This window comes from Microbispora sp. CA-102843 (genome assembly GCF_050936215.1).
In the GTDB taxonomy this organism is placed as follows: Bacteria; Actinomycetota; Actinomycetes; order Streptosporangiales; family Streptosporangiaceae; genus Microbispora.
In genome coordinates this window covers 2399499-2414439 of the sequence record NZ_JBNJNF010000001.1, presented here as the reverse complement: position 1 = coordinate 2414439, position 14941 = coordinate 2399499, and the positions used below count along the sequence as shown (strand labels likewise).

At 69.9% G+C, this 14941-nt stretch carries 22 protein-coding genes; all 22 read right to left on the bottom strand.

Going from position 1 to position 14941, the window contains the following annotated elements; all coding sequences use genetic code 11:
* Positions 1-10: 10 nt before the first annotated feature.
* A complete protein-coding gene (locus ACQEVJ_RS11335; RefSeq protein ID WP_433099925.1) occupies positions 11-148 on the bottom strand; it encodes a hypothetical protein in 138 nt (45 codons plus the stop codon).
* A 328-nt stretch (positions 149-476) separates the two neighbouring features.
* Positions 477-725: a hypothetical protein gene (locus ACQEVJ_RS11330; protein WP_433099923.1), complete on the bottom strand. Its 249-nt coding sequence runs from the start codon at positions 723-725 to the stop codon at positions 477-479.
* Positions 726-837: 112 nt separating this feature from the next.
* Positions 838-996 carry a hypothetical protein gene (locus ACQEVJ_RS11325; RefSeq protein ID WP_433099921.1) on the bottom strand — a complete coding sequence of 53 codons (159 nt, stop codon included), beginning with the start codon at positions 994-996 and terminating at the stop codon, positions 838-840.
* A gap of 64 nt (positions 997-1060) precedes the next feature.
* The gene (locus ACQEVJ_RS11320; protein ID WP_433099919.1) at positions 1061-1900 is read right to left on the bottom strand and encodes a PIN domain-containing protein; all 840 of its coding nucleotides are present in this window, start codon (positions 1898-1900) and stop codon (positions 1061-1063) included.
* Positions 1901-1955: 55 nt separating this feature from the next.
* Positions 1956-2378 (bottom strand): hypothetical protein, encoded by a 423-nt coding sequence (locus ACQEVJ_RS11315; protein ID WP_433099917.1) that lies wholly within the window; start codon positions 2376-2378, stop codon positions 1956-1958.
* Positions 2375-2674 (bottom strand): hypothetical protein, encoded by a 300-nt coding sequence (locus ACQEVJ_RS11310; RefSeq protein WP_433099915.1) that lies wholly within the window; start codon positions 2672-2674, stop codon positions 2375-2377. Before ACQEVJ_RS11310 ends, ACQEVJ_RS11315 begins: the two co-directional genes overlap by 4 nt.
* Positions 2675-2696: 22 nt before the next feature.
* Complete coding sequence (locus ACQEVJ_RS11305) at positions 2697-2921, bottom strand: hypothetical protein (RefSeq protein ID WP_433099914.1); 225 nt, start codon at positions 2919-2921, stop codon at positions 2697-2699.
* On the bottom strand, positions 2918-3838 hold the full coding sequence (locus ACQEVJ_RS11300) for a hypothetical protein (RefSeq protein WP_433099912.1): 921 nt from the start codon (positions 3836-3838) through the stop codon (positions 2918-2920). Before ACQEVJ_RS11300 ends, ACQEVJ_RS11305 begins: the two co-directional genes overlap by 4 nt.
* Positions 3831-4214: a DUF4326 domain-containing protein gene (locus ACQEVJ_RS11295; RefSeq protein ID WP_433099910.1), complete on the bottom strand. Its 384-nt coding sequence runs from the start codon at positions 4212-4214 to the stop codon at positions 3831-3833. Before ACQEVJ_RS11295 ends, ACQEVJ_RS11300 begins: the two co-directional genes overlap by 8 nt.
* Complete coding sequence (locus ACQEVJ_RS11290) at positions 4207-4404, bottom strand: hypothetical protein (protein ID WP_433099908.1); 198 nt, start codon at positions 4402-4404, stop codon at positions 4207-4209. Before ACQEVJ_RS11290 ends, ACQEVJ_RS11295 begins: the two co-directional genes overlap by 8 nt.
* 224 nt (positions 4405-4628) lie before the next feature.
* Positions 4629-5231 (bottom strand): hypothetical protein, encoded by a 603-nt coding sequence (locus ACQEVJ_RS11285; protein ID WP_433099906.1) that lies wholly within the window; start codon positions 5229-5231, stop codon positions 4629-4631.
* Positions 5224-5622: a hypothetical protein gene (locus tag ACQEVJ_RS11280; protein ID WP_433099904.1), complete on the bottom strand. Its 399-nt coding sequence runs from the start codon at positions 5620-5622 to the stop codon at positions 5224-5226. Before ACQEVJ_RS11280 ends, ACQEVJ_RS11285 begins: the two co-directional genes overlap by 8 nt.
* An 89-nt stretch (positions 5623-5711) precedes the next feature.
* Positions 5712-5972, bottom strand: a complete 261-nt coding sequence (locus tag ACQEVJ_RS11275) for a hypothetical protein (protein ID WP_433099902.1) — start codon at positions 5970-5972, stop codon at positions 5712-5714.
* Entirely contained in the window at positions 5965-6234 is a 270-nt protein-coding gene (locus tag ACQEVJ_RS11270; protein ID WP_433099900.1) for a hypothetical protein, read from the bottom strand. Before ACQEVJ_RS11270 ends, ACQEVJ_RS11275 begins: the two co-directional genes overlap by 8 nt.
* Positions 6227-6922, bottom strand: a complete 696-nt coding sequence (locus tag ACQEVJ_RS11265; RefSeq protein ID WP_433099898.1) for a hypothetical protein — start codon at positions 6920-6922, stop codon at positions 6227-6229. The genes ACQEVJ_RS11270 and ACQEVJ_RS11265 overlap by 8 nt, the downstream gene beginning before the upstream one ends.
* 79 nt (positions 6923-7001) lie before the next feature.
* Positions 7002-7364, bottom strand: a complete 363-nt coding sequence (locus ACQEVJ_RS11260; RefSeq protein WP_433099896.1) for a hypothetical protein — start codon at positions 7362-7364, stop codon at positions 7002-7004.
* 247 nt (positions 7365-7611) lie between these two features.
* Positions 7612-10131: a phage/plasmid primase, P4 family gene (locus ACQEVJ_RS11255; protein ID WP_433099894.1), complete on the bottom strand. Its 2520-nt coding sequence runs from the start codon at positions 10129-10131 to the stop codon at positions 7612-7614.
* A 107-nt stretch (positions 10132-10238) separates the two neighbouring features.
* Positions 10239-10952: a hypothetical protein gene (locus tag ACQEVJ_RS11250; protein ID WP_433099892.1), complete on the bottom strand. Its 714-nt coding sequence runs from the start codon at positions 10950-10952 to the stop codon at positions 10239-10241.
* 20 nt (positions 10953-10972) lie between these two features.
* Entirely contained in the window at positions 10973-11767 is a 795-nt protein-coding gene (locus ACQEVJ_RS11245; RefSeq protein ID WP_433099890.1) for a hypothetical protein, read from the bottom strand.
* Positions 11764-12150 carry an SLOG family protein gene (locus ACQEVJ_RS11240; RefSeq protein WP_433099888.1) on the bottom strand — a complete coding sequence of 129 codons (387 nt, stop codon included), beginning with the start codon at positions 12148-12150 and terminating at the stop codon, positions 11764-11766. The genes ACQEVJ_RS11245 and ACQEVJ_RS11240 overlap by 4 nt, the downstream gene beginning before the upstream one ends.
* On the bottom strand, positions 12147-12935 hold the full coding sequence (locus ACQEVJ_RS11235; protein WP_433099886.1) for a hypothetical protein: 789 nt from the start codon (positions 12933-12935) through the stop codon (positions 12147-12149). Before ACQEVJ_RS11235 ends, ACQEVJ_RS11240 begins: the two co-directional genes overlap by 4 nt.
* Complete coding sequence (locus ACQEVJ_RS11230; protein ID WP_433099884.1) at positions 12932-14929, bottom strand: UvrD-helicase domain-containing protein; 1998 nt, start codon at positions 14927-14929, stop codon at positions 12932-12934. Before ACQEVJ_RS11230 ends, ACQEVJ_RS11235 begins: the two co-directional genes overlap by 4 nt.
* Positions 14930-14941 lie beyond the last annotated feature (12 nt).

The window sequence follows — 14941 nt, the reverse complement described above, 5'->3', positions numbered from 1 at the left end:
GCGGGGGCGATCAGAAGTACAGGCTGGTGGCGATGACCAGCAGCACGGCGAGGGCGAGCAGGAGCAGTTGCCACGCGCGTTCGACTGCGGCCCAGGCGCCGACGATGATGGCGAGGATGAGCGCGGCGATGAGGAGTCCGCTGGTCATGCGCTATCGCCTCAGATCGTCCGGGACGTCCACACCGGGCGCGGCCTGCACATGCCTGGAATCACCGAGGGTGCGACCACACACGCAATTCCCCGCGCCGGAATGGATGTCGCGGGCGTAGACGTGCGGCTGCCCGTACTCGCTGGGAAACGGACCTACAGCGCCCTCCCAACCGGGGACGGACATCAAACCACCTCCGTAGGGTTGCGAGGGGTCGGCCGCCCCGCCGCTGCGGGCTGGCGAGTGCCCCGACCAACACCGGGAGCCACCCGGCGAGAAGGGCGCGACCGACAAGCCTCCGGCCGGGCGCGAACGAGGCAGCCGAACTTCAGGCGGCGATGGAGGCGCGGAGCTGGTCCCGCTCCTCCGGTGTGGCCGGCACCGGCTCACCTCGGCGGATGCACCGCTCGATCGTCTTGAGGTCGTGCCAGTCGTACCAGGCGGTCTTGCCGGAACGGGCGAGCTTGCGCGCATGGTAGCGACTGGCCCAGGTGCGGACGGTGCGCTCAGACCGCTGGATGCCGGCGAAGCTGAGGCGGGCCGCTGCGGCGGCGATGGTGATGGGCTCCCGCGTCACAGGGCGATCACCCCCTGGAAACGCGAAGGCCCTCGATCACCTTGAGGTGTTCGAGGGCGTGCAATGCCACATTGAGTCCATTTGATACATGCAGGTCACCCGGTACGTCAAGTTATGACCGGTCCGGAATGCCGAGCCACTCGGCGACGGTCAGGGTGAGGGCGTCCTTCGTGATGCGGAGCGGCAGGACGTGCGGGATGACGAGGACGTCGCCGTCGGTGCAGGGCATGACGGTGGCGACGTCGGTTGCGCGGGGTGGGGATGCGATCACGATGCTACCCATCATCGCAGGTGATCACGACACTCCCGGTCGCTGCGCGGCGATCTTCTGGCAGCTACTGGCCATCCCCGGGCGCGCTCAGGACCGCATGCGGCTTACGGTACTTCTCGGGCAACGTCAGCGTCCTCAATCCGAGGTGAAGTGCACGCAGCCGCATGTTGGTGTCGTTCGTCAGCACTCTCGTACCCGCCTCCGGGCGGAGTTGGTCGAGGTCGGCAGCACACATGAGGATGCGCCAGTCGGCATCCATCCCCGCGCGGTCGCGGACGGAGTCGATGGCAACCTCCAGCGTCGCGTTCTTCGTGAGCGGCACCGCTGCACCGGGACCCGAGCCGGTGAGCTTTCGGTCCAGGTAGCGAATGGCCTTGGCCGCGCGCTGCGCGAGGACACCGTCGCCGTACTTCTGCCGGTCCAGCTCATCAATGACAACGATCGGCACCACGAGGCGCACCGCAGTGGCCTCGATGCCCTGCCCGGCCAGTACGCCGCTCCAGTCCACGTCACCGGGCTGAGCCCACCACACGAGGATGTTGGTGTCCAAGACCACCGGCAGGCCAGGCCTGGATGCGAGTGCCTTCAGCTTGCCCAACTCCTGCTTGGCAAGCTCAAGTGTCTTCAGCTGCGTGTCGATCTCGCGAGACACCGCCCGCATCAAGTCTGATGGGCTGCCGTTGCCCCCGAAGATCTGCCAGTACGTAGGCGTGAGCAGCCCTCCTGCGAGATCAGGCTCAGCGAACGACTGGGCCAGCAGCGGCGAAGCATTGTCGACCGCCCTCAGGTAGGCGCGCCATGCCTCCTCGTACGGATTCCCCGACCGTGAGTTCGTGATCTCGGTGATGGCGTACTCGAGATCCTTCTCGGCAGCTTCGAGTGTGCGCCCCGCCTTGAGTCTCATGAAGAGCATCGTCCCATTGCCACCGCCAGGCGAGGCCCGGGTCGTCTGCGCTTGATCATGGCCGCTGCTCCTCCCGCCAGCGGCGGACCGCCGCCTCCCCCTCGGCCGCCGGGGCGTCCGGCGGAATCTCGGTCATGGCGCGCAGCCACTCGTCGTCGGTCCACTGGTCCACGGGCACGCGCTCGGTCACGGCCGCCGAGCCCGCAGGATCCTGGAATACGTAGACCTGACCGACGGGCACAATCACGTTCGCGACCACGACCAGACCGGACATCGGGTCGCAGGCGGCCTTGATCCAGTCCAGGTCGTCCGGGTGGCAGACGACGTGTACGGACCGAGGCTTGAGGCGCTCCCAGGCGGTGCGGAGCCGCTTCAACGTCATCGGCACCTCAGGCTGGGCGGGCTGGTCCAGCGAGGCCGACGGCGGGATGAACCGCTCGGGCAGTTCGTGGTGCCCCTCAACCCACGCGCCGCTCACGGCTGGTCCAGCGGCGGCATGCCGGAGACCTCGACCCGGTACGGCTGTCGCTTCGCCAAGCCGAACCCGTCCGCGACGACCTCGCCGTCAGGAGTGCGCTCGTACTCGTGGACGTCCGCCCACGCCTGCGACCCGTTCGAGCTGACCACGACTCGGTAGGCGAAGTCCGGGTCCAGGCCGTTGTCTCGCATCCAGGTGCAGATGATGTCCCGCTCGGCGTCAGAGATCGGGTTCTTGGGGTCGTAGAGCCTCGCGGCGTCCAGTTCCAACGTCGTGACGCGCTCAAGTCTGGTCATAGCCGCCACTCCTCTCGATGGTTTACACGAGCCGCGAGGTCACGAAGGCGAGCAGGGGTTCCGGCACGTCGGCGCGGGTCACGGGAAGGCCGTACGCCATGGTCACGCCCGCCAGGACGTTTCTCGGGAGAACCCACGTGAGGCCGTCGTCGTGGATGCCAGCCTTCCCCAGGCGGTCAAGGAGGACCATTAGCGGGGCGAGCTGGGCGAACTCGCCGAAGTCGCTCATGGGATCGATCTCGCTCATGCCGACATCCTCTCGTCGTCGGGCACGACCGCCGAACACGCCGGCGTCCGGCCGCTCAGCGCCCCGTACTCCGCCGCCGCCAGCCGCCGGCGACGAGGCTGCGCCTCCGCCCGGGCCAGCTCCTCCGCGTACACCCGGCCCCGCAGCAACGTGTACTCGTTGTCGGAGTACTCGTAGCCGCACTCCCGGCAGCGGGCCCCGTCCGGGCGGCCGTCCCACGTGAGGACCTCGTACAGCTCGGCGTACGAGCACCAGTCGCACGGCACCGGAAGATGCTTGGCCGGGGCGCGGGTCTCGGTCAGCAGGGCGGCGCAGCGGGCGTGCAGCCGGAGGATCTCGGCCCCGGCGTCGGCGCCGGACAGGTCGAGGATGACTTCGGCGTAGCCGGCGACTTCCCGGACCACGCCGGGCGTGCCGGGCGGCAGCTTCGCCGCCTCCGGGATCGTGCGCACGCGGAGCATCGGCTCCGGCCGAAGGGCGAGCAGCGCGTCCAGGTGCGCGGCGAGCAGCCGGCACGCCGCGTCCAGGGCCTGCCCGTCGGGTCGCCGGCGGGAGGCCTGGGTGTCGAGCACGGCGAGGCGGGCGACGGTGCGGACGCGCTCCTCCCACGAGGCCAGCACGGTGACGACCTCGCGCAGCAGCGCGTCCACGCCGAGGGACAGCGGGACGGGCGGGGTCCTGGACACCGTGACGCGCTCCCCGCCGCCGCTGTGGTGGCCGAGCTCGCCGTGCACGCGGACGTACAGCGCGGGCAGGCCGGCGAGGATGGCGCCGACGTGGTCCCGGCACGGGTCGCAGTACGTCCGGTAGGTGAGTGCGGGGACGGCGACGCGTTGGCCGTTGAGGGTGGTGATGGTGCGCGCGGCGCAGCGTTCGCCACGCGCGCAGGGCCGCTGGTCCACCGAGGTCTCAGGCATCGCCGCCCCCGTTCGCGATCTCCAGTAGCACATCGGCATGGCAGGGTTGATCAAGTCGGCACCAGCATGCGAGGTCGTGACCGGCAAGCTCGCGGCGGGCGGCGGTGATGAGCTCCTGGGTGAGGTCGCGCCGGTACGCCTGACACGCCCAGTAGGGTGCGCCGGTGCTTCGTGTCCGCGTGATCCGCTCGAAGCGGCCGATGCTGTTACCGGTCTTCTCGTGGATGACGTCGGCGGCGTCGCCCCAGGGGAACCCGTTGTCGCGCACGGGGACGATGCGCCAGGGGTTCCCCCACTTGGTCGGGCGGCCGACGTACACGGCCCCTTCGGGCATCTTCCAGCCAGCCGTTCGGCGGCGCTGAATTCGCTCAGGCATCGACGGTCCTCTCGTCGAAGGCGGGCAGGGGAACGACGACGGAAGGCTGGCCAACCCGCCAGATCATCGCGACCCGGCCGTCGAGCTCGACGTGCCAGACGAGGCTCGTGTCGTGGCCGGCGGCCTGCAGCGCCTGGGTGATGCGGGCGCGGCCGTCGATGGTGCGCCAGTTCGGGAGCGGGTCAGCCATCTCCACCTCCGGTCTCCAGAGGTCGCGGGGTGTCCACCCACGTGGTCCCGTCGCCGTGGGGGTGCGGGCAGGGCAGGGGCACGACGCTCTCCACGTCCGTCCATTCGCGCAAGACGGCGGTGCACGCGATGCAGTCATGGACGTGGCCTGACTGCCCCCGGAAGGTGATCGCGTATGCGGCGGGGTTTTCGCAGCCCTCCCGGCAGCAGGGCCACTTCTGAGTGTCAGCCATTACCGCTCCCGCCCTGCTCGCCAAGGAGCTCCTTGGCTTCGGCGTGCGGTTCCTTCTCGCGTGCCATGAGCGCCTCCCGGGCGGTCAGGGCATCGGCTTCGGCCCGCTCGACGCGACGGTAGAGCCAGGAGTCGATGGTGATGTCGCGCTCGACGACGGCCCGGAGCTCATCGCGTTCGGCCTCGGCCTGCTCGGCGCGCCGTACGGCGGTGGCCAGCTCGTCGTCGCAGAGGGCGAGCACCTCATCGACCACGGCGAACGCCGCATCACGATCGCCCTCGAACGTGCCGTAGCCCCACGACTCGGCGTCCTTGGCGAGCAGCCGATCAGCACACCGCTGGCGGAGGTCGGGTACGGCCTGCGGCGTGGCCCGCCGGACGGCGGCCTTCAGCGCGGCCAGGCGCCGCTCCCCGATGCCCGGGAGATCCCGGACCTCGTCGTCGGTCAGCTGCGCGAGCTGCCCGAGGGTCGAGATCTCCCAGTAGCTGACGAGCGGTCGGTTGACGTGCCAGGTCAGGTCGGGCAGGTCGGCGACGAGCATGTTCTGGGGCAGACCGGAGGCGCGGATCAGATCGGCCAGGGATGGGTCAGTCACGGCCGCCCCCGTTGATGACCCGGGCCATTGCGAGAGCGGCGTCGACGGAGCGGAGCGTGTAGCCCGGGTGAGCACGGTCGGCGACGTCCGCCATGCGCTCCAGCAAGGCGGCAAGACGCTCGGCCCACGCTGGGTTGGCGAAGGCCATCCAGGCCCAGTCGGGGTCGGAGACGGTCAGGCCGTCCTCGCCGTTCTCGGTGTAGCTCTTGGCCACCTCGGCCGCGTAGAGCGAGTCGCCGTCGGCGGCCCCGGCGGAGAGCATCCAGCGGGGGTACAGGTCGCAGTCGGCAACGCCCCACGGGCCGGGCGTGGTGCCGTTCGCCATCTCGCGCAGCCGGGTGGCGGCAGCGCGGAGTTCGCCAGCGGGAGTCTGCGGCGTCTCCTCGGGCATGAGTCCTCCTCGATCAATACTGGCGGGTAGCTTGCGGGAAGTGTCGTTCTCGTGGGCTATCCGGAAGCCCCTCACGGAACGTGATTCGGTCACGAGACACCCCCACAATCGATCACGCATTCGATTTCGTCCGCGCCGAGCGACCGGCCCGCGGCCAGGACGTAGGTCAGGTTTCCGGCGACCGCGATGCGCTCGCCCGCCGGCCACACGGGGATCACCGGGTCCTGGCCCTCGACCACCATGGGCGTGCTACCGGTCAGGTCGATCAGCACCGACCCGCAGCGCAAGCAGGTCTGGTAGTAGCCGCCCAGCTCCGGCGCGCCGGCCACATGGACGGTCGCCTCAGCCATTGCCGCCCCTGATCTGCTCAAAGACGTAGATCTTGGTTCGTGGGACATTCACGGCGGCGCCCCAGCCGTGGTCTTGCAACGCGCCGCTCAGCGCCTGGACGGCCACCTCGTCTGCCCGCTCGCTCAGGAACACCATCAGCTTGCGGTTCTCGCCGTCGGGGCGGTTCACAGGGCCGATGCGGGCCACCGAATCCACGAGGTCGAGATCGCGGACGAGCTGATCAACCGCAGCTTCGGACAGGCGCACGGAGGTGTCAGCCATTGCCGCCTCCGGCCGCCGCGGCCGCGCGCAGCTCCCGAGGCGCGATCTCCTCGAACAGCCCCGGCCACGCCCGACGCACCACCTCAGCCGCCGCCGCATCCAGCAAATCCACCACCGCGGCAAGAAGCGCGCCCGCCGTACGCGACACCACCCCGGCGAGGATCGCGGCCTGCTGCTCGGTCAGCCGCACCAGCGCGGCATCGACGCCCGAGCGGATCGCCGCCGCCGACACCTCCACCAGGTGCTTGCGCTCCTGCCGGTACAGCTCCAGCCACACATTCGGCTTCGCCGCCCGCGTCGTGTCCGTCCCCGGGAACTCCCCCGACGCCTTCTCTACGGCCTCGGTCCTGCCCCACACCAGGTCGTCCTCGTCCATCTCGGCGACCTTCGCGCCGAGCCAGGCGACGTGGCCGGCGGTTCGGTAGACCTCCTCGAGGAGCGCGGCCGCGGGGTCGATCTCCCTCGGGAGGCCGTAGGTGACGACGGCCTGGCGGGCTATCTCCTGACGGGCCGCGGTGCCGTGGTTCGGGGTCGAGCCGCCGTGGAGTTTGCATCGGCCGATGCCGACGTGGTCGGTTCCCCAGCCTGCGGGGCGGTGGCAGTAGGTGCCGGAGCCGTCGCGTTTCTTGCCGTGGCATTTGTTGAGTTCGCAGCAGTCATGATCTGGGGGGGTGGGGGCTGTTGTCATGGCGTGTCGCCTCCTTTCGGGGGGTGGGTGGGTGGTGGGTGCCGGGGGGTTTACAAAGTCAGGTGTGGTGTTTCGTTTGTCAGTACGGCGGGGTTTCGGGGGTAGGTGGGCCGGTGGGTATTTCGAGGTGTACGGCGGGTTTTCGTGGTGGCGGGAAATGTGGTCCGGGTGGGCATTGATGTTCGGCGACGACGGCCCATTTGCGGGGAGCTCGGATGCGGAATTGGCTGCGGTGGACGAGGTAGGGCTTTCGGGGAAGTCCCATGGGGTGGATGTCGTAGGTTCTGCGGCCGGCGATGAGGGCGGCGAGTTCGTCGGCGGGGGTGATGGGGGTGGGGTCGGCGCGAGCGAGGAGTCCTTCGCTGTGGGCGGTGAGGATGGGCCGGCCGCAGTGGTGGCAGGTGTCGAGGAGGGCGGGGGTGGAGATGAAGTGCTCGGTCATGATCGTTCACCGCCCCGGCGTGACACGTGACAGTTGTGACGGGTGGTTCCGCTTGACGGCCTACACACGGGCGCGTTACGCGCGCGCGTGCGCGTATACGCGTGTGTAGGGAGATCAATGGGAGCGAATCTGTCATCTGTCATGCGATCTTGTTTCGGGACGGTGTTTGAGCAGGTCAGAGCAGCAATAGACGGCATGACACATCTGTCATCGCGTGACGGGTGAGAGTGCCTGGAGAGGCGGTTGGTCACCAACCTGGGCCGCCGATCTTGCCGTTGTCGGCCTCTGGACCCGATGACGGATCCCCGTCGGCGAGGAGCGCGATGCCGGTGTAGGACCGTGCTTTGGAGGTGCGGTCTTGGCCGACGCCGAACTTGCGGGCGAGCTCTTGCGTGAGCTTCTTGGCGGAGACCGGGGTCTCGCCCTCGGAAAAGCACCACGCCTCGTAGGCCTGGCGCAGCTTCGTGGTCTGGGTCTGCACGTGGTCGGGTGTCAGGGGGGCGAGGTGGCAGCGCTCCTCTACGAAGCGGCTGACGGTGTCCTGGTCGGCGGCGTACTCGGCGGTGGCGGCCTTGACACTCTCGGGCTCGGCCAGGCCGCCGGCGGCGTACTCGGTGGCGCCTGCGACGATCCAGGCGAGCAGGGCGGGCCCGTGGTCGCGGGAGAGGATTCCCTGCAGGTCATCGATCATCTTGTCTTCGGGGACTTCGTGCTCGAAGGGGATGAGGCGCAGGCGCCGCCAGAAGGCCCGGCCGCCCGCACGGACGTGGGGCTTGTGGTTGCCCATGAGCCACAGGGTGTGGGTGGCGGTGAACGTGAAGTGGTCCTGGCGCATGAACCGGGCGGTGAGGGAATCGCCACCGGTGAGCAGCTTGACTTTCACTTCGTCAAATCGGTCGTCATCCCCGACTTCGGAGCAGATAACCATTCTCACACCCGCGAGACGCGCAATTTCCGTTTCATGCTGCGGGTGAGCCTTGGCCATTAGGAAACCGCTCGGCGCGGTGGTCGCATAATCACCGAGAACAGCCGTCAACGCTTCCAGGAAAACGCCCTTACCGTTGCCTCCGGAGCCAACGCAGAATGGCAAGACGTGGCGGGTGACGGCCCCGGTTGAGGAATACCCGACCAATCTCCGGAGGTAGGAGATGAGTTCGTCGTCGCCGCCGAAGGTGTCGTTCAGGAATTGATGCCAGAAGGTGGTGTCGGCGGTGGGGTCGGGGGCGCAGCTGGTGATGCGGGTGTGGAGGCGGGAGGCGTCGGACGGCAGGAGCTGCCCGGTGGTGAGGTCGACGATCCCGGCTGGGGTGTTGAGCTCGAAGGGGTGGGCGTCGAGGTCGTCGAAGGCGACGACGGCGCGGGTGTCCGTCGCTGCCTGGGTGAGCATGGCGGTGACGCCGGAGGCGGACAGGGCGTACTTCTTGTGCGTGACCTGCTGCTTGTCGTCTTCGGGGAGGGCGCGGGCGACGCGCTTGGCGTACTCGCGGACGATGCCGCCGGAGACCGGTTGCCATTCCCAGCGGGTGCCGTCCCAGGCGAGCCACCGGCCGCGGTCGGGGCAGAACCGGACGACTTCGCCGAACCGGTCGATGAGGGCGAGGGCGTTGCCGTCGTCGGAGTTGGCGTAGGTGCGTTCTTCGACGAGGGTGAGGTGTGCGGTGCCGGGCTGGAGGTGGTGGACGGTGGCGAGGTTGCCGTCTACCAAGGGGGGCGGCTGGGGCGCGGTGGCGGGCCGGGTAGGTTCCGGCTTTCGGCCGTAGCCGGCGGCCAGGAGCGCGCGGGCGGCCTCGGAGTGGTTGCCGCCGTGGTGGAGGACGGTGTAGGCGCCGAACTTGTCGTAGGGCCGCTCAGGCTCGAATTCGGTGCTGGTGGAGAAGACGTAGAGGTTGTCGGCGTCGTTGCGGCCGGTGGTGGCGGAGATGCCGGTGGACTTGCCGGGGCGGCGCCAGAACACTTCGTTGCCGCGCTGCCAGACGCGGGTCCAGCCGAGCGGGATGAGGATCTCGTCCCAGGTGGCGCGTTCGTTGTAGTCGTCGCCGGGTGGTACTCCGCCGTCTTCGTAGCCGGGGGCGGGCTGGGTGAACAGCCGCTCCCCCTGTGGCTGCTCGGGTGTGTCCTGGGGGTTGATGGGCATGGCGTCGAAGGCGCCGGCGAGGTGGTGCAGGGCGTCGCGTTCGGCCGCGGTGAGGGTGGGGATCGTGGCGGGCCCGCCGGCCATGAGCGTCCAGGGCCTGCCGGTTTCGTGGGTGGTGCCGTTGGACGGGGCGAGGACGACCCAGCCGCCTTCGCCGCGGGTCTCGATCAGGACTTTGATCTTGTCTTTGGGGTTGTCGGCGAGCTCGTCCGGGGTGGCGGGGCGGCGTGCCAGCTTGGTGTTCCCGGCTACGGGGCCGTCGACGCGGTAGAGCAGGTGGATGCCGCCGGAGGGGGTCATCTCCAGGTAGCCGGTGGTGACGCGCCGCCACAGGTCGCCGAGGCCGGAGGCGTCGGCGAGTTCGGTGAGGTGGGCGGCGAGGCCTGCGGCGAGGGCGCGGCCCTCCAGCTCCAGCATCTCCAGGTTGCCGGACACGGCGCCGCAAACGACGCCGAGGCCCTGGTGTCCTCCTCCGGCGAACCAGGTGTTGAGCTGCTCGGGTGTGGGCCGGGTGTGCTGCCATTCCTTCCAGGGGACCGCGGGGCGTTTGGTGCCGTCGCCTGCGGCGGGGAGGACGCACAGCCCGGCGTCTGCGAGGGCGTGTGCGGCCTGGAGGACGGCGTTGTCGTTCAAGGTACGGTTACCCCCGGTCGGTCGCTTTTCCGGTCGTGAGAATGGGGCGGGGGCGGATCAGGGGACGTTCCCCTGATCCGCCCCGCGGTGGGTTCCGCCCGGGGTGGTCAGGCGGCAGGGGGCGCGGCCGGCGGGACGGTCATGCCGAGCTGCTGCATGGCGGCGGCGACCTCGGGGGTGACGGTCTGGCCGTTGGGGAGGGTGACCATCCCGCCCGACGGAACCGCCGGGACGGCGAGGGCCGCCTGCGGGACCGGCGCGGGCATGGCCGGGACCGCGTGGGGTGCGGCGGCGGGCTGCGGGTAGGCGGCGGCCGGGGCCACGGGTGCGGGGGCCACAGGTGCGGGTGCGACCGGCGCGGCTGCCACCGGGGCCGGGGCATGCGCGGCCTGTGGGAGCGGCACGTTCTGGGTCTGCTGCTGCGCGGCCCCGCCGAAGTTCGTGGACCCGAACGGGTTGCCCCCGACGCTCTGCAGGTACTGCGTGGCGTACGCGGCGTCCTGCTCGTTGAAGGGGTTGAGGATGTAGGCCGCGCTCTGGCCCGGCTTGGGAGTGCCCTGGCCGAGGCGGGCCAGGACGGGGTCCTTGCCGATGTTGGCCCGCAGCGAGCTGCGGAGGACCTTCTGGAACAGGAGGACGTTCTCCTCGGGCTTCGGGCCCTCGGGGTGGGTGAGGACCACGAGGTCCACCTGGATCGCGTCGCTGGTGCCGTTGGAGGTGACGATGCCCTCCCGGTACTCGCGCGGGTAGAAGAGGATCAGGTGTCCGACGTAGTCGGCGGCGCGCCAGTCGGATCCGGCGCTGGGCTGGCTGAACTGCATGGGATGTTCCTTTCGGAGGGTTACTGGTTCGCTCCCGGGCAGCCCCGGGAGAGGTCGGTGGACTTCGGGAGAAACCACGGGCAATAAGTGCAATAGGCGTCCGCGGTCGGGAAGAGCGCCCAGTTGGCGGGGTTGGCCTCGGGGTCGAGGGCGGCGACGGTCTGAAGGACGTTGTCGCGCCGTTGGAGGGCGGCCTGGGCGAGGATCGGCTGGAAGGGCTCGGTCCACACCCAGATGCCGTCGAGGCGGCCGGAGCGGGGCAGGAACACGATGGCGACGTGTTCGATGTCCTCTCCGGCGTTGGCGTAGCCAAGGCCGTAGGTGTGGGCCTGGACGCGGTAGGTGAGGCCGGGGTCCTGCTTCTTGCGGTACTCGGTCATCGCGGTGGCGCCGGGCACCTTCCAGTCGATGACGCACCGGAAGTACCGGTCGAGCAGGTCGGAGGAGCCGACGAGCTTGGCGTCGGCGGCGACCCGGCGCTCGAGTACGTACCGGGGCCGGCCGTCCGGCAGGGCGTAGTTCGCCGCGCCGAACGTGTGCTCCAGCCAGGCGTGGACGGCGGTGCCGACGATCGCGGCCCACGGGTCGGTGTCGCTGTTGGGCTTGGGGTCCCAGTCGAGCAGTTTGTAGGCGAGGCGGCGCACGCATGGGGTGCCGATCTCGGACGGGCCGATGGAGCGTTGCCGGGATCGGGGGGCGTTGTTGTTGGCGGATTTGATGACGTGGGTGACGTGGGCGGCGATCTCGGCGGCGAGGCCGGTGAGCGTCGGGGACGCCCATCCGGCGGTCGGCTGCGAGAAGGTCGGCGCGGTCATGACGTGGCCTCGAATCGGCGCGTGGGGATGCCCGCCTGCTCGGCCAGGGCGGCCGTGTGGCTGGCGCCGCGCGAGCCGTCCATGATGAACGCCAGGCAGATGTCAGCCCCCAGTTCGACCATCTCGGCGTTGCGGCGGTGCCCGGCCGACTTCCCGTACTCCTTCCACTTCGCGGGGTGCCGCTCGATGGTCATGCCGGTCCAGGCGGACGCGATGCGGTCGGCGAGGGCGTCCGCTCCGGTGGGGCAGGCGCCGTGGACGATGACGACGTTCTCGGGCCCGCTCAGGTGCGCGATGACGGCGAGGGCGTCGCGGATCGCCTGCTCGTCGGTCCACGTCCGGGAGCCGGTGATGAGTACGCGGAATCGCCGGGCGGTCGTCACTGATCGCCCCTCGCGGCCCGGCGGTCGATCGCTTCGGCCCATCCCAGGGCGACGGCGGCCACCTGAAGGAGTTCGACCCGCAGCTTGGCGGGGTCCGCCTCCGCGAACGCCTCGGCGACCTCCTCGGAGAGAATGTGCCGCCAGGTGAGGTCGCCATGTCGGGCCTGCGTGTCGGTGACCATGCGGGCCACGTCCGCGTTCTGCTGGTCGCCGACGCGGCCGGTGCCATCCGGGTGGTTCTGCTCACCCCACCGCGCGTCCTGCCGTGTCCGCTCCGCACGTACCTCGGCGAGCAGCCCGTCCAGCAGCGGGCCTCCCTGTGCCTGCGCGAAGGCCTGCGTGAAGTCCCGTAGGACGTGCCGAGCGACGACGGCGGCTTGCTCGATGAAGGGCGCGCCTTCGTCGTGCATCGTCCTGCCGATGTGCTGGAGCAGGTCGGCAAGACCCTTGTCGTCGCTGCCGATGCCAGTAGGTTTCGGTGCCGCGTAACGCAGGGCGAAGGCGGCTTCCTCGCACGCCTCGTGCGGCGTCATACGGTCAATCACTTCGTACGGGCTTACTTCAACCAGTTCAGGGGCCGTGCGCACTGTGCGGGCGGCCTCCAGGACCTTCAGGAGGTCGGAGAACAGGAGCTCGGTGCCGTTGGCGTGGCCGGAGATTCGGTCGGGAGCAGGGGCGCCGTACTGGACGCCGCCTTTGTCGGTGACGCGGTCCGCCTGGGCGTTCTTGTGGGTCTCGGCGTAGGCGGTCAGGCGTTCGATGCTGGTCTTCAGGTCGTCGGTCACTTCCACTCCCCCACGAGGTTGAAGGGGCGGCCCGGCTTCTTGGCCTTGTAGTACTTGGCGTAGATGTCGGGGTGGTCGGCCTGGAGCGCCTTGGTGTCGATGCCGCCGCCGGGCTTGGACCACTTCCAGGTGATGGCGGGCCGGCCGCCGATGGTGGCCTCCTGGGCGTCGCCGATGAGTTCCTGGAGCTGCTCCTGGGCGCGCTCCTTGACGGCCTTCCACTGGGCCTCGTTGTGCGCGGCCTCCTTGTAGAGGGCGAGCCAGTTGGCGGCATCGGCGGGCAGCTCGACCTTGGCGGGGTCGGTCTCCTTCGCCTCGGTGGGGGCGGTTTGCTCCTCGGTGGTGGTCTTCACAGGTCCTGAGTCTTGCTCTGGCGAGCGACAGATCTCCGCGCCGAATTCGGTTCTGGGGATATCGCTGTGGATTTCCTGCGGAAGTGGGGTCTGGGCCCAGGTCTCGTCGCCAGTGCCACCCCACAGGGCGGAGCGGTCGAGGACCTCCCGGGCGCGGGTGACGGCGACGTAGGCGAGCATCGCCTCGGCCGTCTTCAAGCTGCCGTCCTCCTCCAGCATGTCGGGGAAGTCCGGGGCGAGCCGTACCGTCAGCCATTCGCGGCCCTTGGCCTTGTGCGCCGTGCTGATGACGACATCGGCCACCAGTTCGGAGGAGAGCTGGTCGACGGTGTTGATGATGGTCTCGGGCCCGTGGGAGTCGATGAGCTTCACGAGGACCTTGAGGTCGGTGCCGCCGGAGTCGTTCTCCACGTAGTCCTGGACCTCGGCCCACGTTTTGAAGGCCATCAGCTCGGGGTGGTAGGTGGGCTTCCCGGCTCGCAGGTCGCGGCAGGCCTCGGCGAGCGCGCGGATCTCGACGCCGTCGCCGACCAGGGCGACCTTCTGGCCGGTGGCGAGGGCGGCCATGGCTTGGGCGATGGCGCCGGCGTTGGTGCGGCACAGGATCGCGGACGGGGCCTCCAGGCGGTCCAGCCTGGAGTTGATCGCCGGGTTGCCCAGGAGCCGGAGCGGGGCGCCCAGGAGGTCGAGCCAGGTGTTGGCTTCGTCGGCGATGGCCTGCCCGAACCGCCAGGACTGGGTGAGGGCGAGGCGGTGGCCGTGGAAGGTGGACATGGCGTCGATGGCTCCGCGCCAGCCGTAGATAGCCTGTGAGCGGTCGCCCACGAGGATGCGCTGGGCGGTCTGGCGGGCGATGACGTCGGCGATGACGGGGTTGGCGTCTTGGGCTTCGTCGAGCATCACCAGGTCGTACGGCAGGGCGGGTGCGGACAGGGCCCAGATCTTGAGGTAGTGGTCGTGGGTAAAGCGCAGCTTCCCCTCGGGGTTGGTGATGTCGGCCCAGGCCCGCTGGGCGAGGGGGACGACCGCGGCGCGCAGGGCCGTGAGGGAGACGGGGTCGTCCAGGCCGGGGACGAGGGGGACGTGCTCGGGGCCGATGTCGGGGGCGTCGGAGTGGCAGAACCGGGCGACGGTGTCCTGCACGACCCGGGCGACCTTCGGGGCGGTGAGGGCGTGCTTGCCGAGGTCGAGCACGGGCGGGATGCCGAGGATGCGGGCGACCATCTTGGCGGGCATGCGGGGGCTGTTCAGCCGGGCCTCGTAGCGGTAGCCGACCGCGCGGAACGCGATGGAGTGGGCGGTCGCGCAGTGGGTGTGCGTGGGGAAGGTCGCGCGGGCGTCTTCGGCGATCGCCTTGTTGTAGGCCAGGTACAGGGCGCGGCCCGGCGCGGCGCCGGCGACCATCTTCAGGGTGGTGGTCTTCCCGGTTCCGGCTCCCGCTTCGATGACGAGGTCGGTGCGGGTGCGGGCGGCGTCGATGATGTTCGCCTGCTCCAGGGTCGGGTCCAGGGCGGGTTCCGGGATGAAGGCCGGCGCGGCGAACGTCGCGGGCTGCGCGAAGGCCGGGGCGATGAACGTGACCGGGCCGGGCTGCGCGAAGGCAGGCGGCTGGTCGCCGGCGGGTGCGGGCTGGGTGAACATCAGGTGCTCCTC